Origin of the sequence: Pseudoalteromonas sp. c7(2019) (genome assembly GCF_011378625.1) — a bacterium.
Taxonomy (GTDB): domain Bacteria; phylum Pseudomonadota; class Gammaproteobacteria; order Enterobacterales; family Alteromonadaceae; genus Pseudoalteromonas; species Pseudoalteromonas arctica.
The window spans coordinates 15,382-34,140 of sequence record NZ_WTKS01000004.1 but is presented as its reverse complement, the minus strand read 5'-3'; the positions used below and the strand labels follow the sequence as shown (position 1 = coordinate 34,140).

Genomic DNA, 18,759 nt, shown 5'->3' with positions numbered 1-18,759 from the left:
ATTAAGCCGTTTTTAGCTATTTTATTTACTTAAATGTGTAAATTGGACTTTCTGACTACGTGGATGCTGAGAAATTTGTATTTCGGATACTTGTGGTACCTGTTTTAAGCTAAAGTTTTTAATTCCCCAAGCGATTAATTGTTCAATATTTAAATCGATTAAATCAGCTATAACAGGCAATCCTAAAAATTCAAATGCACTAATTAAAGCAGGCTTTGGATTTTGTTTGCTAATGGCAGGAGCATAATTTTGTTTAGACAATTTGAAACCAGGCTTGGCAACCGCTAAAGGTAAATGAGCAAATTCAGGCACAGGGCTATCGAGTTGTTTAAATAAACTAATTTGCCGTGCGGTTGGCTCAATTAAATCAGCGCCTCTTACAATTCGGTTAATCCCTTGATCAATATCATCGACGACCACAACAAGTTGATATGCAAATAAGTCATCGCTGCGTTTAATTAAGTAATCTTCATGGGAAAGGGCGCTATTTACCGTTATATCACCTTGAATTAAGTCATTAAATTGAGTCGTTGGATGTTGCTGAACTAAGCGAAGCGCACCGCATTGAGTATTATGATTAAGTGCTTGGCAATGCCCCTGATAAATACCGCCAATGGCTTTTATTTGTTTGCGAGTACAGGTGCAACCATAAACAAGGTTTTGTTTTAAAAGTGAGTGGGTAATATCTTGGTATAAAGGCAGACGCTGCGTTTGATATACAACAGGTTCGTCCCAGTGAAGGGCGTAGGCATGTAAGGTATTAAGAATATCGGAGTCTGCGTTTTTAACCACGCGCGTAGTGTCAATGTCTTCTATACGAACTAACCAATCTCCTTGGTTAGCTTTTGCATCTAGATAACTACCCACAGCCGCTACAAGTGAGCCAAAATGTAATGGCCCAGAAGGAGACAGTGCAAAACGACCGCGATATTTACGCATAGGCGCAGTAACGGCTGTAGGAGACATAACTAATTAATAAGTATTAATTAGCCGCGTCCAGATTGCTTTTCTTTGATTTCTGCAAGTGTTTTGCAGTCTACGCATAAATCGGCAGTAGGACGTGCTTCTAAGCGACGTATGCCAATTTCGATGCCACAAGACTCACAAAAGCCAAAATCATCTTCTTTAATCAAATTAATTGTTTTTTCAATTTTTTTGATTAATTTACGTTCGCGGTCACGAGTACGAAGTTCTAAAGAGAACTCTTCTTCTTGTGCAGCGCGGTCAACTGGGTCAGGAAAGTTAGCAGCTTCGTCTTGCATGTGTGATTTAGTACGATCAACTTCGTTACGTAAATCATTACGCCAAGTTTCTAAAATCGCTCTAAAATGAGCACGTTGTGCATCATTCATGTACTCTTCGCCTGGTTTTTCTTGGTATGGTTCTAAACCGGCTTGAGCCAATAAACCATGTTTCTTTTGGTCTGGCATAACTCTCTCCTAAATCCTTAATTTAATGCCTCAGCATTAGCCGGCGGTATAAATAACAGAATCTTATATCCTAGGCAAATTTATTTTTAATTAATCGAATTAGCTTCAACCATGCTTACTGAGTAAAAAGTGTATTAATAGTCTATTTACACTTTTAATTAATTCACATATTCGCTTTCTAAAACTTGCCTTGTTATGTGGGCAAAAGCTTTAAAAACAAGTTAATTTTTATAATTCACTTTGTATAACTTTTTTTAATTTGAGTACTTTGCTTATTTTGCAAATTACGCTTAGTTCAATCCCTTGGTTTAATACACTATTGTGCAAATACTATTTTTTTATGAAGTAAAACTTCATTAGCAGAAATTGTGGCCTTGTATGCTAATACTTCAACGCCGGCTATTATTGCTTGGCTTAATAGCGTGGCGTATTTTTTATCAATATGCGCAGCTGCACTTACTGTATTTATTCCTTCATGCAAAACAGCGAACATTAATACTGCTCGGTGGCCTTGTTCGATCATTTCTATTAGTTCGCGAATATGTTTTTGTCCGCGCAGTGTTTGCGCATCAGGAAAGTAGCCTTGCCCGCTTTGTGGTGCATCCTCGCTTAATAATGTGACTGATTTAACTTCTACGTAGCAATCAGGCTTATTTTCGTCTGTGAGTAAAAAGTCGATTCTGCTGTTTTCGCTGCCGTACTTTACTTCGCTTTGCAATTGACTGTAGTCGAGTAGCTCGCTTATTACATTATTGTTTATTGCTTCTTCTACTACTTTATTAGCCACTGCTGTATTTACACAAATAAGCTGCGATAAGTTATTTTGCGTAAGCTCTAATGAATGCGGGTATTTTCGTTTTGCGTTATCGCTTGTTGAATAAAAAGCAGCAAAACCCGGCTCTGCGCATCCCGTCATTTTACCTGTATTAGCACAGTGGGCGGTAAATTCACTGCCATCACTTAATTGCAAATCAGCTAAAAAGCGTTTGTAGCGTTTTAATAAGGTGGCAGGTTGCAGAGTTGGCGTGTACTTCATGATAACTTCCAAAGCGTAAATACTGCACAGCAGTGTGGTTTATGTTATTTACCTCAAGCTGTTGGGAACTTAAGCGCTCTATAGTAAACTCGGTGGCACATTTAAGTGCAAGGGTATTCTAACATGAGTGAAAAATTTGTTGTTCAACTAAGCGAACAAGCAGCAGCGAGTCATTGGGGCGATAATGCGTCATTGTCTTTTAATGAGCGCGGTGCAACTGTTCATTTGTCTGAGCAAGAAACATTGAAAAATGTTCAAAAAGCTGGTCGTACTATTGCAATCCAAGGTATTAAAAACGTTGAATTAGCAGGTGATGCTTGGTGTACAGAAAGCCAGTGGGCTTTTTATCAAGGCTTTGTAACACCAAAATCGTTAAATGGTGTTGAGTTTGTTGATAACGCACAATCAGATATTAAAGAACTTGCTCACTTAAAAACGTCAGCAATTTGGGCACGTGAAATGGTTAACGGGACTGCCGATGACATTTACCCAGAAAGCCTTGCTGAAAAAGCGGCTGAGTTTATTCAATCATTAGCGCCTGAGCATGTAAGTTACCAAATTATTAAAGGTGATGCGTTACTAGAACAACAGTGGATTGGTATTCATGCTGTTGGTCGCGGTAGTGTTCGCCCGCCAGTATTGCTTGAGCTTGATTACAACCCAACAGGCGACGAAAATGCACCAGTAAGTGCAGCGCTTGTAGGTAAAGGTATTACGTTTGACTCAGGTGGTTACTCAATCAAATCAAGCGAAGGTATGCTTGGTATGAAGTGCGACATGGGCGGTGCTGCAACAGTAACTGCAGGTTTAGCATTGGCTATTAACCGTGGTATTGAAAAACGTATTAAACTGTTTTTATGTTGTGCTGAGAACTTAATTTCGGGTCATGCATACAAATTAGGTGACATTCTTACTTATAAAAATGGCACGACAGTTGAAATTGTAAACACCGATGCTGAAGGTCGCTTAGTACTTGCAGATGGCTTAATGGCCGCAGGTGAGACTGGCGCTCCACTTATTATTGATGCAGCAACACTAACTGGTGCAGCGCTTGTTGCTGTTGGCCAAGAGTACAATGCATTATTTGCACTTGATAAAGAACTTGTACGTGAAGTTGAGAGTTTTGCATCTCAAGAAATGGAAGCTGCTTGGCCACTTCCTCTTGAAAAATGGCATCAACAAAACTGCCCATCTCCTTATGCTGATACGGCGAATAGCCGTGCACAAAAAGGTGGCGGTTATGGCGGTGCATCGAATGCTGCAGGCTTTTTATCACGCTTTGTGCCAAACGATGGCAAAGGCTGGGTACACATAGATTTAGCGGCTGCATTTAACATGGGCAGTACAAGTCAATGGGCAGCGGGTGCAACAACTCAAGGTATGCGTACAGTTGCTCGTACTTTACAAGAAAAAGCATAATATTTACTAAATTACGCTTTTTACGCTAAAAATAGGCACCCTTGGGTGCCTATTTTTTAATTTACAGGCAAGCAATTTTATTTCATTTACGGTAAAATCAGTCGCCAATACCTGTTTGAGTTTAATTTTTGCTTAACTCTAAGCTGCGCTCAAATCTTATATCCACCACTGGGGTTTCTAATTATGTCAGATAAGTGCTACATCACAGCTCAACAGCTGCTTGAAGATTCGTTCCGCGTAGCGGCACAAGTATACCAAGATGGCTTTCGTCCTGATTTTATTATTGGTATTTGGCGAGGTGGTGCACCGATCGGTATTGCTGTTCAAGAATATTACGATTACAAAGGCATTGAGACTGATCACATTGCAGTACGTACATCGTCTTATTACGGTATTGGTAAACAGTCGAAAGAAATTAAAGTACACGGCTTACATTACATTGTAGAGAACGCAAATGCAGGTGATTCATTATTAATTGTTGATGATGTATTTGACTCAGGTCGTAGTATTGTTGCATTAAAAGAAAAGCTTTCAGAGCTTATGCGCTTAAACTTGCCACGTGATATTCGTATTGCATGCCCGTACTACAAGCCAAAAAACTCAAAAGTAGACACTGTTCCAGATTATTATATTCATGAATCTGAAGAGTGGTTAGTGTTTCCGCATGAACTATCGGGTTTAACACCGGATGAAATTATTGCTGGTAAATCTGATCTTGCGAAAATTCATGACATTTTGCTAGAGAAGTAATTAGTAATTTGCATAAATAAAAAAAGGCCGTTAAGGCCTTTTTTTATTTTAAAGCTGAGCAAAGCTATCTACGTATTCACTTAGTTTTGGTATATCGACTGCTTGCAAGCCATCGTTACTTCTAAGTACCAAGCCTTTTTCTACGAGTTCTGTAACAACACGTCTGTAAGCTCGCTCAGTGGTAGCAAAACGTTCGGCTTCAGCATTTACAGTTGGGTAGGCTCTAAGTAGCGTAGGGTTGTTGTTCTCGGCCCTTAGTAAGCAATCTTTAGCTATGTTATAGCTAAGTGGTAGTAATAACTTATCTAAATTGATTTTTTGGTTTTCCTGAAACTTAGCCGCAATAGTTTGTGCTGTGTATAAGCTTAGTTCTGGTTTTTCAAGCAGTAGAGCACGCCAATGCCTTAATTCAATAAGGTTATAAGTGACATCGCTAAAGCACGTTACCGTATATATACACGGATTATTATTTAGCGCTTCTATTTCACCAATAAGGGTGTTGTTACAATCCAATTGTCCTAACAGCAGGCGTCGTCCATTACCTACGTCGTAACTAAACGACACAGTGCCACTGCGTACAAGCACAAGCTTGCTTAAAGGCTGATCTTGATGGATCAGAACTTCTTTTTTTGATTGTTGATAGCTACTACCGGCAAAGGTTAAAAGCTGATCAACAAGGTAACTAGAAAAATGGTATTGAAACATCAATGTGCTCTTCGGACATTTGTCCTATTTATTACATCTTAATGACGATAGCATTAAGACACTAAGAATTTACGCTAACTTGCTACTAATATTATTAGCTTTGCTAAGAGTATTATTTTACCTTCATTTCCCGTGTAATGATTTAAGAATTTGCTGGTATTTTCCGGCAAACTTTTTCAGGTTTTTTAAGCAGGTTAGCTTTTTTATTTTGTTGTAACTTTGCAATACTTACAAGTGCCATAAGATAGCAGTACATGTAATGCTAACCTAAAGGCTAGGAGAGAACAATTGAGTTGGGAATATTTAGGTTATATTGCATCAGCTTTATTGGTTGCATCGTTAACAATGACAGATGTAGTAAAACTGCGTTGGTACAACATGTTTGGTTGTATTGTATTTACTGCATACGGTGTTGCCATTGGCGCAGTGCCTGTTATTTTTACCAACGGCTTATTGTCGCTTGTAAATTTATATCACATTATAAAAATATATCGCCAACCTAAAGTTGAAGACGCTAAAAGCTAAAATAAGTTATCTGCACAAAGTAAGTTAATGGTTTTAATTAAAATCAAAAATTTCAGCTTTTGTGCAGTCCAGCTTGAAGCGTATATAGATAATCTCATATCACTCTACATAACTTACCTCTGAACCATGCTGTATTCTCCTACTTAAAAGATGATTACCTTAGGTTTTAATACGTCGATCGTTAGCTAATACCAACCTGCATAAATCTTTGATCAATTTAACGAATTAAATTGCACTATAACGTCGTTAAAAATTTTTTATTTAGAACAACTAGATACAAAAATTTTTGCCTAGTTCTAGCATAATTTTCTCAACGTTAAATAGACCCCGTATATAAGCAGATTGGTATAAACTCTGTTCGCGGTTAATAAATATATAAATAAGTGCTTCTAAATTTCATAAAAAAATCCGATAGCAGTAAACTGCTATCGGATTTTTATCTGTTATACCAACCTACTTACATATGCTATTTAATTCATTAAATTGCTTAAATATTTATGCAGGTAGGCACTATGGTATTTACGCTTTTTCTAAATCTTCAACGTCACCTAAACCTGCAGTTAGCTCTTCAAGTAATTGCTTTATTTCTTCAGAAGCTAAAATAAAGTCAGCATCAAGTTTTAAAGCCATATCTTCTTTAGGAATATCTGCGTTTTCTTCTTTTAGAGTTTCAGAGTAGCTTAAACGTTTGATAGAGCCATCGTTTTGCAGCATAAACTTAAGACGCTCTTGCCAATCAAGTGCAAGTTTAGTTACGCGTTTACCACTTTCTAAATGCGATTTAACTTCATCACACGATAGATCATGACCTTTAAGCTTTACTTGTGCGCCGCTGTCGTCTGCTTCTTCAAGTTCAGCGTCTGAGCCAATAGCAAAACCTTCTGGTGTACTAAAGTTAGTTAACCAATCAGTTAAAAATACATCTAGGTCGTAGTTAGCAAACGCAGGTACAACCGGAAGCGTTCCCAACGATTTACGAAGTAGTGCTAGTAGCTCTTCTGCTTTATTAAAGCTGCCACTATTTACAACAACCCAACCGTTTTCTTGGTCAATAAAGGCAAATTGTAAGCTCGACTTTTTAAATGCTTGAGGTAGAAGAGTATGAAGAATGTTTTCTTTTAATTCGTCTTTTTCTTTCTTTTTAACTGGGCGGTTTTCTTCAGCTTCTATCAGATCAACTTTCTCAGCAACTAGTTCATTAATAACAGAAGCAGGGAGTACTTTTTCTTCGCGTTTAGCGCAAACTAGAATACTTTTTTGAGAAAAATGCGATAGCGTATCGCCATGTTTTCCAAACGCTTTTGTCCAACCAAATGTTGCAAGCTCTTGACCAGTACATGGGCGAAATAAATCTTGCTCTAATGCTTTATCAAAGTCTTCTTGAGTATATGAAACGTCTTGCTTAAAGCGGTAACAAATAAGGTTACTAAACCACATAGGGGAATTGATCCATTTGAAAAATTTGTACAATCATAGCAATAAAAACAGCATCTCGAAATGACTGATTTGTTACTAGGGCGTGTTGAACTTTATGGATTGAAATTTGTTCAATCTAGGGGCGATTAAATCGCGGCGCGAGGTTTGTAACCTAGTGGAATAAGTAAAAACCGAGCAAAGCTTCCGCGTCCTGCTCACGCCCCTTACCTACATCCATGTAGGCAACAAAGAGTGAATCGTCCCTAGAAAGAACCCAAAGGGCAGCGCATGTTTGGTATTTATGCTGCGTTGTCGCCTATTTATGGGGAATAACCACACTACATAGGCTCTGTCTTGCCTAAAAATCAAACATATTGCTGTAAATTCAACCACCAAAGAACAACACGCCCTAATAATTTAATGCATATACTTTTATTCATATTTATCAAAAATAGGCAGTGGCTTAGCCATGTTCTTCGGAAATTGAATATAGTAACGCAGACCTTTGCCCGGTTCACTCGTTGCATCAATAGAGCCACTAAGGGTTTGCTTGACCAAATTAAGCATTATATGGGTGCCTAATCCGCTACCGCCTTCATCGCGTTTGGTAGTAAAAAATGGGTCAAATAATTTTTTTAATTGCTCGTTAGTAACACCGTTACCGTCATCTTTGTAATCAATAGTTAAGTTGGTGTCATCAGCGCTTATTTTAATATCCATTACACCGTTGCTTTTACCTTCAAAGCCATGAATAAGTGAGTTCATAATTAGGTTAGTAAAAATTTGGCTTATAGCCCCAGCAGGTAGATTTAAAACTAAATCATCAGGACATTCTAATTTTATAGTATGGGATGTCTTTTTTAGTTTTGGGTGCAGTGAGCGTATTACTTCGTTAGTGTAATCTTTAAAGTTAATGGTTCTTACTGCTTCACTGGCTTGATCGACCGCTATTTGTTTAAAGCTAGCTATAAGCTCCGAAGCTCTATCTAAGTTAGTGGTTAGTAAGCTTGTGCTTTGTTTTGCTTCGTTAATGAATTCTTCTAGTGCTTTTGGCGAAAGTGTTTTTTCGGTATAAGCATTTTCGAGTTTATTTAAGCGTTCTTGTAAAAATGATATTGCCGTTACACCTATCCCAATAGGGGTGTTTATATCGTGTGTAATACCTGCTACAAGTCCGCCTAGCGCAGCCATTTTTTCTGTGCCTAGTAAACGTTCCTGTGCAAGGCTTAACTCTTCTATATAGCGCTGAGATTCAGTTTGCTTTGTAATTAACTCTAGCTCTGTGCTGCGGCGTAAGTCTACTTCTTCGGTGAGGACAATTTTTTGCTTTTCGAGTTCGTATTTTTGCTGCTGTAAATCCATCATTGCTTGGCTTAAATTGGATGTTTTACGGGCTACGTCTTGTTCAAGTTGTATGTTGTGTTGATCAAGCTTTTCGTTACTTATAATGAGTTCTTTTTGGGTGTGTTCAAGCTCTTTTCTATACTGAACCACTTTATCTATTAGTTTGTTAAATGACTGCTCCATCACTTTTAGTTCATTATGTTCTTCTGTTTCTATTTCTATATGTTGACCTTCTAGCTCGTCTAGTTCTAAATTTTCTAGTTGCTCAGTGAGTTCTGCTAAAGGGTCTGTAAGAAGTTTTCTAAATGCCATTAAAAATAAGATGATCAAAAAGGTGGTTTTAATCATCGCATTACCAATCAAAAAGTAGATTGATACCATAATGCGGCTAAAAACAACTTCTCGACTTGAGAATAAGGTAACGTCACCAACTTGAGTAGCACGACCTGAAAATTCAAAAATAAGTGGAAAGGTATAACCAAATAAACCCGATTTTGCGTCTTCTAAAATAACCTCTTCTTGTACTAACTGTTGGTTATATAGCTTGTGTATATCAAGAGATCGCCCTAGCTGTGAAATAATTTCGCCGCTGTCGTCTCGAACAATAATCCCTTCAATCATGGGAATGGCGAGTAAACCTTCTGCTGTTGTAATTGTTTGCTTGGTATTAAGCTCCCAAATTGCACGTGTTAAGCTGCGACTAAAGGTTTTTTGTAAGGTACTAAGTTCATCGCGAATATAGTCTTTAGTATTGACGTATTCAGCAAGCACTTGTCCACAGGTCACTACAAAGGTAAGCAAAAAATAGACGGATAAAACGCTAGTCAGTAGCTTCTTAGAAAGACTTTTTTGTAACATGAGTGACTTGTTCATCCTTTATTATTTTTGTAACGTTACGATAGTAATTTAAAAGTTAGTCAATAAACCTCTAAAAATAAATAAAAAAGTTAAAATTTAATAAGATAAATCCAAAAAGTGAGCGTGTAGTATCAAAGTATTTAAACCAAGGTATAAATTAATAAATTCGTTATCTGTTATGTATTGTAGGCTTAATTAGTATTTGCTTTGGTTAATTATATCTTAAACGGATTTATTCTATATTTATCATTGTATTAAATTATTAATGCGCTGAGTGCTTGGAGGCGTGTTAAAGTGTCTAAAATGCAATGGAAGGCATTAGTTTAATAACCTTTTAATAACTTTGATGGTTGTGTAGTAGTAAACATGATGAAATTTTCGATATTAGTCTGTGACGATTCTGCAGTTGCCCGTAAACAAGTCGTGCGGTGTTTAAATGAATGTATAGACGCTCAAATACAACAAGCTACAAATGGAGCGCACGCTCTAGAACTTTTACGAGCACAAAGCTTTGATTTATTGTGCTTAGATCTCACCATGCCCGAAGTTGATGGTATACAAGTACTCGAGACTATAAAAATAGAAAAAATAGAGTGCTTTGTTTTAGTTATTTCTGCCGATATACAAGAGAAAATGAAGCAACGAGTCGCACAACTTGGCGCAATAGACTTTATCGATAAACCTATCAATAAATCTAACTTAAACGAAATATTGCATAAATTTGGCATTCATTAGGTTTTTTCATGTTAAAAAAGGCTGTTTTATCTTTTAATTTAGGGTTGACAGCATAGCCTTTGTTAAGGCAGTCTTAACATATGAAAACAATTAATCGCGTACTGACCATTATTATTACAACCATCATTCTTACTGGATAGTGGCATAGGTCGGTGCAACAAATTTAAAGGCCTGTGTTCACTTAGAACACAGGCCTTTTTTCGTTTTATGGGATGAGGAACATAAACAATGCGAGTTTTAAAATTTGGTGGGTCTTCGCTTGCCGACTATGCATGCTTACAACAGGTAGCTCAGCTAGTTAAAGCACAATTAAAAGATGAAATGCTTTTGGTACTTTCTGCTCCAGGTGGAATGACCGATTCGCTAGTTGCACTTGCAAGTGCTGCAGAACAAGGCTCTGACTTTTCGCAGCAATGGCAAGCATTAGTTAGCCGCTGTGAAGGTTTGAAAGCTGACGTTGAAAAAAGTGGTGTAGTAGTTACAAGTTGGCCAAACTTAGGCGAGCTTAAAAATAAACTAGATGGCGTATCACTTATACAATGTTGCCCTGATCAAGTTCGCGCATTTGTAATTAGCTTTGGAGAGCGCGTTAGTGTTTCTTTAATGCAGGCTTTATTGAACTCGCACGATGCAAGATACTTAGAAGCAACAAGCTGTATCGCTTCAACTGGCGGTTATATCGACGCCGAGGCTGATTTAGTAACAAGTAAAGCGCGCTTTCAAGCTGTGCTTAAAGAAAGCCCTGCAACTATCTATATCATGCCTGGTTTTACAGCGAGTAATGACAAAGGTGAACTTACAACGCTTGGCCGTAATGGCTCAGACTACTCAGCAGCAATTGCAGCAGCATGTTTAGAAGCTGAAATTTGCCAAATTTGGACAGACGTTGATGGTGTATACAGTGCTGATCCTCGTTATATTAAAAAAGCGACTAAAGTAGATTTTTTATCTTATAAAGAAGCGATGGAGCTTTCTTACTTTGGTGCAAAAGTACTTCATCCTAAAACAATTTTGCCGTGTGCTAAAGCCGGTGTGCCGTGCGAAATTAAAAATACGCATAACCCAGACGCACAAGGCTCATTAATTGGTAACGATTATTCATCAGATGAGCCAGTAAAAGCGCTTTCGAGCCTACAAGACCTTGCAATGCTAACTGTCTCAGGGCCAGGCATGAAAGGCAAAGTAGGTATGGCGTCTAAGGTATTTAACGCGCTTGCTCACGATAACGTATCAATTGTATTGATCACGCAGTCATCATGCGAATTCAGCATTAGCTTTTGTGTACACGAAACAGACCTAGCACTTGCACTTGATGCGCTACAAACTGCATTTGAACTTGAATTACAAGCAGGGCTTATTGAGCCTGTACAAGTGCAGCGCAATTTAGCCATTGTTACTTTAGTGGGCGACAACATGCGCGCGCACCGTGGCTTAGCGGCTAAGTTTTTTGCATCGCTTGCACAAGCGCAAGTAAATATCGTGGCAATTGCACAGGATTCTACAGAAAGTGCTATTTCAGCAGTAATTGATGGTGAACTTTGTAACGACGCCGTAAAAATATGCCATGAAAACTTTTTCACGCATGTGCCGTCAATTGATGTGTTTTTACTAGGTTGTGGCTTAGTAGGGCAAGAGCTTATTAATCAGCTTGAACGTCAACAAGCGTGGCTTGAAAAGCGTAATATTAAACTCAACTTGTATGGTGTTGCTAACTCTCGCCAATTACACCTTGATAGTGAAGGTATTGCTTTTGGTGATTGGCAGCAAAAATTGGCCTCATCTGAGCAGGCGTTTGATTTAAAACTAGTAGAGCAGTTTGTTAAGCAAAATCATTTAGTAAACCCTGTGCTTGTTGATTGTACGTCGTCGGATGCACTTGCTGCGCAGTATGTAGACTTTTTAAATGCAGGTTTTCATGTGGTTGCTGCCAATAAAAAAGCAACAACAAGCTCATACACGTATTACCAAGATTTAATTGCAGCAACACAAAAAAATAATCGTAAATTTTTATACGAAACAAACGTTGGTGCAGGCTTACCAGTAATCGACAACTTACAGTCATTATTTGGTGCCGGTGATGAGTTATTAGAGTTTAGCGGTATTTTATCAGGTTCACTTTCGTATATGTTTGGCGCACTTCAAGATGGTTTATCACTTTCTGAGGCAACTATTAAAGCCAAAGAAAGTGGCTTTACTGAGCCAGATCCTCGTGATGATTTATCGGGTACCGATGTAGCACGTAAGTTATTGATCATCGCTCGCGAAGCCGGTATGAAATTAGAGCTAAGCGATATTGAAGTTGAGTCAGTATTACCACCAGGTTTTGCACAAGGTGACAGCGTTGATGAGTTTATGGCAAAACTACCAAGCTTAGATGCTGATTTTAACGACCGTATCAAAAGCGCTGCGAGCGAGGGTAGGGTACTTCGCTATGTAGGCACAATTAAAGAAGGCCACTGTAAAGTAGGTATTGAAGCGGTAGATGCAAAGCATGCGCTTAGTGTCATTCGTGATGGTGAAAACGCACTGGCTATTTTAAGCCAATACTACCAGCCACGTCCGTTTGTAATTCGTGGTTATGGCGCCGGCTCGGAAGTAACAGCCGCGGGTGTATTTGCTGATATTTTAAAAACGTTATCGCGCTAGGAGCTCGTTATGATTGAAGTATATGCTCCGGCGTCTATTGGTAATTTTGCAGTGGGTTTTGATGCCCTTGGCGCAGCGCTTGCGCCAATTGATGGCAGTTTATTAGGCGATGTAGCCGTTGTAAGCGCAGCACCAAGCGACGAATTTATTTGCACAGGCGAGTACGCTCACAAGTTACCCAGTGATGCTAATGAAAATTTAGCGTACCAGTGTTTAGTGCATTTTAGAGCGCATGTTGCGCCTACTATGCCAAGCGTAAAGCTCGAGCTTAAAAAGAACTTACCAATTGGCTCAGGGCTTGGCTCTAGTGCGTGTTCGGTAGTGGCTACCTTTGCTGCCCTTGATAAGTTTGCACAAACTAATTTAAGCCAGGTTGAGCTAATTGAGCTTATGGCTGACTTTGAAGCTGTGGTAAGCGGCGGTCGTCATTACGACAACATTACGCCATGTTATTTAGGTGGTTTGCAGCTAACGGGTGATTTAATTCCTGATAAATCGATTGCACTGCCGGTTGATGAAAACTGGTATTACGTAGCTGCATTTCCTGGTTTTTCGCTAAATACAGCAAAAGCGCGTTCTGTTTTACCAAAAGAGTTGAGCATGCATGCAAGTGTTGAGTTTGCTCAGCGTTTGTCGGCATTTAGTAGCTTACTGTTAACTAGCCGTTTTGACGATGCGCTAAGCATAATGAAAGATGAAATAGCAGAACATTACCGCGCACCGCTTATAAAAGGTTTTAGTGAAGCCAAAGCAAGCTTGCCAGCACTGGGCGCTGAAATAGTCAGTATTTCGGGCGCAGGACCAACCTTATTTAGTGTGTGTAAAACACTTGAAGCTGCACAGCAATGCGCGCAGTGGTTAGAAACCAATTACATTAACGAGCAAGGCTTTTGCCACATTTGTAAATTAGATAACGACGGCACGCGTCAATTAACAGTTTTATAGGATAGGTAGTCATGCAATTACATAATTTAAAAGATAGCTCACAAAAAGTGTCGTTCGTTGAAGCCGTAAAAACAGGTTTGGGTCGTAATCAAGGTGTGTTTTTCCCTGAATCCCTTGCCCCACTGTCCGATGTTGATGCATTGCTTGATATGGACTTTGTTACACGCAGTGGTAAAATATTATCTCACCTAATTGGTGATGAGCTGCCAAGCGACACTGTGGCACAAATGGTTAAAAATGCATTTAACTTTCCAGTTAAGCTGGTGGAAGTTGAAGAGAATACATACTGCTTAGAGTTGTTTCATGGTCCTACACTTGCGTTTAAAGACTTTGGTGGTCGCTTTATGGCAGAGTGTTTAACGCAGTTTAACAAAGACGAGAAAGTAACTATTTTAACAGCAACATCGGGCGATACCGGTGCAGCTGTAGCGCATGCTTTTTACAATAAACCAAATATCGATGTTGTTATTTTATACCCTAAAGGCAAAATTTCACTTGCTCAGCAAAAGCTATTTACTACGCTAGGTAACAATATTCATTGTTACGCAGTTGAGGGCAGCTTTGATGATTGCCAAGAGCTAGTTAAAAATGCCTTTTTAGATGAAGAAGTTAAATCAACACTTGGGCTTAACTCAGCTAATTCAATTAATATTAGCCGTTTAGTTGCTCAGGTTTGTTACTACTTTGAAGCCATCGCACAGCTACCAAAAGAAAAACGCGCAACAGCACATATATCAGTACCTAGTGGTAACTTTGGTAATGTGTGCGCCGCAATGATTGGTGCGGTTATTGGTTTACCTGTAGGTAAATTAAGCGCAACAACAAATCAAAATGATACTGTGCCGCGCTTTATGCTTGATAAAAACTGGACGCCAAACGCAACGCTTGAGTCGCTTTCAAATGCGATGGATGTAAGTAAGCCAAACAATTGGCCGCGTGTACAAACAATGTTAGATAATAACTGGTTTAGCTACGATAATTTTTATTCAACAAGCGTAAACGAGCAAGACACGCAAGCCGTGATGAAAAAAATTCAACAAACGGGCTATGTTGCAGAGCCTCATACTGCTATTGCTTACCAAGGTCTTGTTGAAAATCGTGCGCCGGGTACTGCGGGTATCTTTTTAGCGACAGCTCATCCTGCTAAGTTTAAAGAAAGCGTAGAGGGTATTCTAAATATTGAATTAGGTATGCCAAAACCACTTGCTGATGCACTAGCAAAACCATGCCTAGCAAGCGATATGAACGCCGATTACGACGCGTTACGTACCGAAATGCTCGCTAAATTAGGCTAAGTTAAATTAAAAGGAAAAGCGGCTTGAGCCGCTTTTTTTATAACTTTATACGGATGAATACACTTAGTTATATTTACTAATTAAATGTAGTAAATATAATTCATTTAAAATTATTATGGCTTTATAAAAAAATATCATCTTAAAAGAGCTGTGAAATAGTTTCAATCCCTGTTTAAATATCCTCAACTTAAGAGCGTAGGCAAAGAGTCGTTTAAAGCGTACAATAAAGCCTCTAAAAAACACCATACACGTTGCCCTAGGAGACCCCAATGTTAGAACGTAGCATGAATATTTCGGATTTTGATCCAGAGTTATTTGACGCGATAACCAAAGAAACTGCTCGCCAAGAAGAGCATATCGAACTAATCGCTTCAGAAAACTACTGTAGCCCACGCGTACTAGAAGCGCAGGGTTCACAGCTTACAAACAAATACGCAGAAGGTTACCCAGGCAAACGTTATTATGGCGGTTGTGAGCATGTAGATGTTGTTGAGCAATTAGCAATTGACCGTGCTAACGAATTATTTGGTTCTGACTACGCTAACGTGCAGCCACATGCTGGTTCGCAAGCTAATGCTGCTGTTTTTCTAGCATTATTAGACGCTGGCGATACTGTATTAGGTATGAGCTTAGCTCATGGTGGTCACTTAACTCACGGTTCTCACGTAAGCTTCTCTGGTAAGCTTTACAATGCAATCCAATACGGACTAGATGAAGCAACGGGCGAAATTGATTACGCACAAGTTGAAGCACTAGCACTTGAGCACAAGCCAAAAATGATTATTGGTGGTTTCTCAGCGTACTCTGGTATTGTTGATTGGGCTAAATTCCGTGAAATTGCTGACAAAATCGGTGCTTATCTGTTTGTTGATATGGCTCACGTTGCGGGTTTAATTGCGGCAGGCGTTTACCCAAGCCCTGTTCCTCATGCACACGTTGTAACTACAACTACGCATAAAACACTTGCAGGCCCTCGTGGTGGTTTGATTATTTCTGCATGTGGCGACGAAGCAATCTACAAAAAGCTTAACAGCGCTGTTTTCCCTGGTGGCCAAGGCGGTCCTTTATGTCATGTTATTGCAGCAAAAGCAGTGGCATTTAAAGAAGCACTTCAACCAGAGTTTAAAGTATACCAAACACAAGTTGTTAAAAACGCAAAAGCAATGGTTGCTGTAATGCAAGAGCGCGGCTACAAAATCGTTTCTGACAAAACTGAAAACCACTTATTTTTACTTGATTTAATCGATAAAGATATCACTGGTAAAGATGCAGACGCAGCCCTAGGCAACGCTAACATCACAGTAAATAAAAATTCAGTACCGAACGATCCACGCTCACCATTTGTAACATCTGGTTTGCGTATTGGTTCTCCTGCAATTACTCGTCGTGGTTTTACTGAAGTAGAATCAAAAGAGCTTGCTGGCTGGATTTGTGACGTACTAGATAACATCACTGATGAATCTGTACAGGCGCAAGTTAAAGAAAAAGTAAAAGCAATTTGTGCAAAATTACCTGTTTACGCTTAATTGCATAAGCGGCAGTAATTTAGAGCACATAAGCTAGGGGCCTGTTTATCTTTCGAGGTTTAATTTGCAGTAGTATGTTTGGCTTTTAAGCAAGGCAGAGTCTATGTAGTGTGGTTACTCCACACAAATAGGCGATAACGCAGCATAAATGCCAAACATGCACTGCCCTCGGGTTCGTTCTAGGGGCGATTTACTCTTTGTTGCTCGATTTTTACTTAGCCCACTAGGTTACAAATCTCGAGCCGCGATTAAATCACCCCTAGATAGAACAAATTTAATCCTGAAAGGTCAACAGGCCCTATTTTTTTGCTAAGATAAAAGACCGCTATTTAGCGGTCTTTTTTGTTTTAAAACGGAAGTACCGAGCTATGCATTGTCCATTTTGTACCGCAAAAGATACTAAAGTTATTGACTCACGCCTTGTTGGCGGAGGCCATCAAGTTCGCAGGCGTCGTGAGTGTAACGACTGCCACGAGCGCTTTACTACATTTGAAGGCGCTGAACTGGTTATGCCTCGTGTTATTAAACAAGACGGCAGCCGCGAACCATTTAACGAAGATAAATTATTAAATGGCTTAAATCGCGCACTCGAAAAACGCCCAGTGAGCACAGAGCAGGTAGACGAAGTAGTGAATATAATAAAATCGCAACTACGCGCAACGGGTGAGCGAGAAATTTCAAGCCATTTGGTGGGGGAATGCATTATGGAAGCCCTCAAAAAGCTCGATAAAGTAGCGTACGTAAGATTTGCCTCTGTTTATCGCTCGTTTGAAGATATACGCGAATTTGGCGAAGAAATTGCCCGCTTAGGGGAGTAATACCAATTTTATTAAAAACATGATCATTCTATCGCATTAAATAGCGCACTCACTGCGTTAAAAATTATTCATATAGAACAACTATATGTCATAATTTTCGCCTTGTTATTGCGCTATTTTCTTAGCGCTATAATAGACCACTTATTTAACGCAATTGGTATAATAAATGCTTAACCAAGTTCCTTTTACCGAACATGACGAAATGTATATGGCACGCGCCATAGAACTTGCCAAAAAAGGCCGGTTTACTACCACGCCTAACCCTAATGTTGGCTGTGTATTAGTTAAAAATAATCAAATAATTGGTGAGGGTTTTCATCAATTAGCAGGTCAAGGCCATGCTGAAGTAAATGCACTGGCAATAGCTGGTAATAGTGCACAAGGTGCAACGGCTTATGTAACGCTTGAACCGTGTAGTCATTATGGGCGTACGCCACCGTGTGCTGAAGGCTTAAAAAAGGCGGGCGTTGTAAAAGTAATTGCCGCTATGGTTGATACAAACCCACAAGTTGCAGGCAAAGGCCTTAAAATACTGAGCGATGCCGGTATTGAAGTTGCTTATGGATTACTTGAATCACAAGCTCGCGCACTTAACGTTGGCTTTTTTAAGCGAATGGAACAAGGCTTACCTTATGTGACCTGTAAAATGGCAGCAAGCATAGATGGTAAAACAGCGCTTAAAAATGGGCAAAGTAAGTGGATCACAAGTCCCGCTGCTCGCCAAGACGTACAATTATACCGAGCGCAAAGCTGCGCTATTTTAACCGGTGCCGATACCGTGTTAGTAGACGATGCTAAACTTAATGTGCGGCTAAGCGAGTTGCCTTGCACGCTACCTACCGATTTACCGCTTCGCCAGCCCGTGCGTGTTATAATTGATTCACAGAATCGTTTAACGCCCAACCTTGCTTTATTTAAAATCCAAAGTGATGTAATAATATTTACGACTAAGGTTGATAAATCACTGCAATGGCCGCATTTTGTAAAGCATATTGAAGTAAGTGAAAGTAACGGCAAAGTTGATTTACAGGCTGTTTTAGAAAAGCTTGGGCAACTGCAGTTTAATAATGTTTGGCTTGAGAGCGGAGCAACACTTGCTGGTAAAATGACAGAGCTTGATTTAGTTGACGAGTTTGTTTTTTATTTGGCGCCTAAATTAATGGGCCATGATTCAAAAAGTTTAGTTAATTTTCCTGAATTGACGAGTATGCAAAACACCGTTGATTTAACATTTAATGAATGTGCGCGCATTGGTGACGATTTACGTATCACCGCGTTAAAAACTCATTAAAATCACTTAATAAAAAGAGT

16 protein-coding genes are annotated in these 18,759 nt (G+C 39.3%); 10 read left to right on the top strand and 6 right to left on the bottom strand.

Annotation, left to right across the window (positions count from 1 at the left end):
- Nucleotides 1-21: 21 nt before the first annotated feature.
- The 3 genes from gluQRS to sfsA all read right to left on the bottom strand — a co-directional run bounded on the left by gluQRS (nt 22) and on the right by sfsA (nt 2,466).
- Nucleotides 22-966 (bottom strand): tRNA glutamyl-Q(34) synthetase GluQRS, encoded by a 945-nt coding sequence (gene gluQRS / locus GQR38_RS05555; protein WP_165737967.1) that lies wholly within the window; start codon nt 964-966, stop codon nt 22-24.
- A 20-nt stretch (nt 967-986) separates the two neighbouring features.
- A complete protein-coding gene (gene dksA / locus GQR38_RS05550) occupies nt 987-1,430 on the bottom strand; it encodes an RNA polymerase-binding protein DksA (RefSeq protein ID WP_002962671.1) in 444 nt (147 codons plus the stop codon).
- Nucleotides 1,431-1,746: 316 nt separating this feature from the next.
- Nucleotides 1,747-2,466: a DNA/RNA nuclease SfsA gene (gene sfsA, locus GQR38_RS05545; RefSeq protein WP_165722048.1), complete on the bottom strand. Its 720-nt coding sequence runs from the start codon at nt 2,464-2,466 to the stop codon at nt 1,747-1,749.
- A gap of 123 nt (nt 2,467-2,589) precedes the next feature.
- On the opposite strand from sfsA, the gene pepB reads away from it, so the two are divergent.
- Complete coding sequence (gene pepB / locus GQR38_RS05540) at nt 2,590-3,885, top strand: aminopeptidase PepB (RefSeq protein ID WP_024589754.1); 1,296 nt, start codon at nt 2,590-2,592, stop codon at nt 3,883-3,885.
- A gap of 183 nt (nt 3,886-4,068) precedes the next feature.
- Nucleotides 4,069-4,635 carry a phosphoribosyltransferase family protein gene (locus GQR38_RS05535; protein WP_007377478.1) on the top strand — a complete coding sequence of 189 codons (567 nt, stop codon included), beginning with the start codon at nt 4,069-4,071 and terminating at the stop codon, nt 4,633-4,635.
- Nucleotides 4,636-4,683: 48 nt separating this feature from the next.
- Here the strand turns inward: GQR38_RS05535 and GQR38_RS05530 are convergent, their stop codons facing one another.
- Complete coding sequence (locus GQR38_RS05530) at nt 4,684-5,340, bottom strand: Crp/Fnr family transcriptional regulator (protein WP_002962665.1); 657 nt, start codon at nt 5,338-5,340, stop codon at nt 4,684-4,686.
- A gap of 288 nt (nt 5,341-5,628) precedes the next feature.
- Here GQR38_RS05530 and GQR38_RS05525 point away from each other — a divergent pair, with 288 nt between their 5' ends.
- Complete coding sequence (locus tag GQR38_RS05525) at nt 5,629-5,865, top strand: YgjV family protein (RefSeq protein WP_002962663.1); 237 nt, start codon at nt 5,629-5,631, stop codon at nt 5,863-5,865.
- Between the two features lie 519 nt (nt 5,866-6,384).
- Here GQR38_RS05525 and rdgC read toward each other — a convergent pair.
- Together rdgC and GQR38_RS05515 are read right to left on the bottom strand one after the other, a co-directional pair.
- On the bottom strand, nt 6,385-7,302 hold the full coding sequence (gene rdgC / locus GQR38_RS05520; RefSeq protein ID WP_007587156.1) for a recombination-associated protein RdgC: 918 nt from the start codon (nt 7,300-7,302) through the stop codon (nt 6,385-6,387).
- Nucleotides 7,303-7,713: 411 nt separating this feature from the next.
- The gene (locus tag GQR38_RS05515) at nt 7,714-9,483 is read right to left on the bottom strand and encodes an ATP-binding protein (protein ID WP_024593692.1); all 1,770 of its coding nucleotides are present in this window, start codon (nt 9,481-9,483) and stop codon (nt 7,714-7,716) included.
- A 366-nt stretch (nt 9,484-9,849) separates the two neighbouring features.
- On the opposite strand from GQR38_RS05515, the gene GQR38_RS05510 reads away from it, so the two are divergent.
- From GQR38_RS05510 to ribD, 7 genes are all read left to right on the top strand, one after another.
- Nucleotides 9,850-10,218, top strand: a complete 369-nt coding sequence (locus tag GQR38_RS05510; RefSeq protein ID WP_024589756.1) for a response regulator — start codon at nt 9,850-9,852, stop codon at nt 10,216-10,218.
- Nucleotides 10,219-10,446: 228 nt separating this feature from the next.
- Nucleotides 10,447-12,864, top strand: coding sequence for a bifunctional aspartate kinase/homoserine dehydrogenase I (thrA, locus tag GQR38_RS05505; protein ID WP_165722047.1), 2,418 nt, complete (start codon nt 10,447-10,449; stop codon nt 12,862-12,864).
- Nucleotides 12,865-12,873: 9 nt separating this feature from the next.
- Nucleotides 12,874-13,809 (top strand): homoserine kinase, encoded by a 936-nt coding sequence (gene thrB, locus GQR38_RS05500; RefSeq protein ID WP_010554586.1) that lies wholly within the window; start codon nt 12,874-12,876, stop codon nt 13,807-13,809.
- 11 nt (nt 13,810-13,820) lie between these two features.
- Entirely contained in the window at nt 13,821-15,104 is a 1,284-nt protein-coding gene (gene thrC, locus GQR38_RS05495) for a threonine synthase (RefSeq protein WP_165722046.1), read from the top strand.
- A gap of 269 nt (nt 15,105-15,373) precedes the next feature.
- Nucleotides 15,374-16,630, top strand: a complete 1,257-nt coding sequence (glyA, locus tag GQR38_RS05490; RefSeq protein ID WP_024593690.1) for a serine hydroxymethyltransferase — start codon at nt 15,374-15,376, stop codon at nt 16,628-16,630.
- A gap of 368 nt (nt 16,631-16,998) precedes the next feature.
- Entirely contained in the window at nt 16,999-17,448 is a 450-nt protein-coding gene (nrdR, locus tag GQR38_RS05485; protein WP_002961761.1) for a transcriptional regulator NrdR, read from the top strand.
- A gap of 166 nt (nt 17,449-17,614) precedes the next feature.
- Nucleotides 17,615-18,739 carry a bifunctional diaminohydroxyphosphoribosylaminopyrimidine deaminase/5-amino-6-(5-phosphoribosylamino)uracil reductase RibD gene (gene ribD / locus GQR38_RS05480; RefSeq protein ID WP_165722045.1) on the top strand — a complete coding sequence of 375 codons (1,125 nt, stop codon included), beginning with the start codon at nt 17,615-17,617 and terminating at the stop codon, nt 18,737-18,739.
- Nucleotides 18,740-18,759 lie beyond the last annotated feature (20 nt).

Excerpts from the sequence above, each read along its gene's own strand:
- gluQRS (WP_165737967.1), bottom strand. The coding sequence starts at position 966 with ATGTCTCCTACAGCCGTTACTGCGCCTATGCGTAAATATCGCGGTCGT.
- dksA (WP_002962671.1), bottom strand. The coding sequence starts at position 1,430 with ATGCCAGACCAAAAGAAACATGGTTTATTGGCTCAAGCCGGTTTAGAA.
- sfsA (WP_165722048.1), bottom strand. The coding sequence starts at position 2,466 with ATGAAGTACACGCCAACTCTGCAACCTGCCACCTTATTAAAACGCTAC.
- pepB (WP_024589754.1), top strand. The coding sequence starts at position 2,590 with ATGAGTGAAAAATTTGTTGTTCAACTAAGCGAACAAGCAGCAGCGAGT.
- GQR38_RS05535 (WP_007377478.1), top strand. The coding sequence starts at position 4,069 with ATGTCAGATAAGTGCTACATCACAGCTCAACAGCTGCTTGAAGATTCG.
- GQR38_RS05530 (WP_002962665.1), bottom strand. The coding sequence starts at position 5,340 with ATGTTTCAATACCATTTTTCTAGTTACCTTGTTGATCAGCTTTTAACC.
- rdgC (WP_007587156.1), bottom strand. The coding sequence starts at position 7,302 with ATGTGGTTTAGTAACCTTATTTGTTACCGCTTTAAGCAAGACGTTTCA.
- GQR38_RS05515 (WP_024593692.1), bottom strand. The coding sequence starts at position 9,483 with ATGTTACAAAAAAGTCTTTCTAAGAAGCTACTGACTAGCGTTTTATCC.
- GQR38_RS05510 (WP_024589756.1), top strand. The coding sequence starts at position 9,850 with ATGATGAAATTTTCGATATTAGTCTGTGACGATTCTGCAGTTGCCCGT.
- thrA (WP_165722047.1), top strand. The coding sequence starts at position 10,447 with ATGCGAGTTTTAAAATTTGGTGGGTCTTCGCTTGCCGACTATGCATGC.
- thrB (WP_010554586.1), top strand. The coding sequence starts at position 12,874 with ATGATTGAAGTATATGCTCCGGCGTCTATTGGTAATTTTGCAGTGGGT.
- thrC (WP_165722046.1), top strand. The coding sequence starts at position 13,821 with ATGCAATTACATAATTTAAAAGATAGCTCACAAAAAGTGTCGTTCGTT.
- glyA (WP_024593690.1), top strand. The coding sequence starts at position 15,374 with ATGTTAGAACGTAGCATGAATATTTCGGATTTTGATCCAGAGTTATTT.
- nrdR (WP_002961761.1), top strand. The coding sequence starts at position 16,999 with ATGCATTGTCCATTTTGTACCGCAAAAGATACTAAAGTTATTGACTCA.
- ribD (WP_165722045.1), top strand. The coding sequence starts at position 17,615 with ATGCTTAACCAAGTTCCTTTTACCGAACATGACGAAATGTATATGGCA.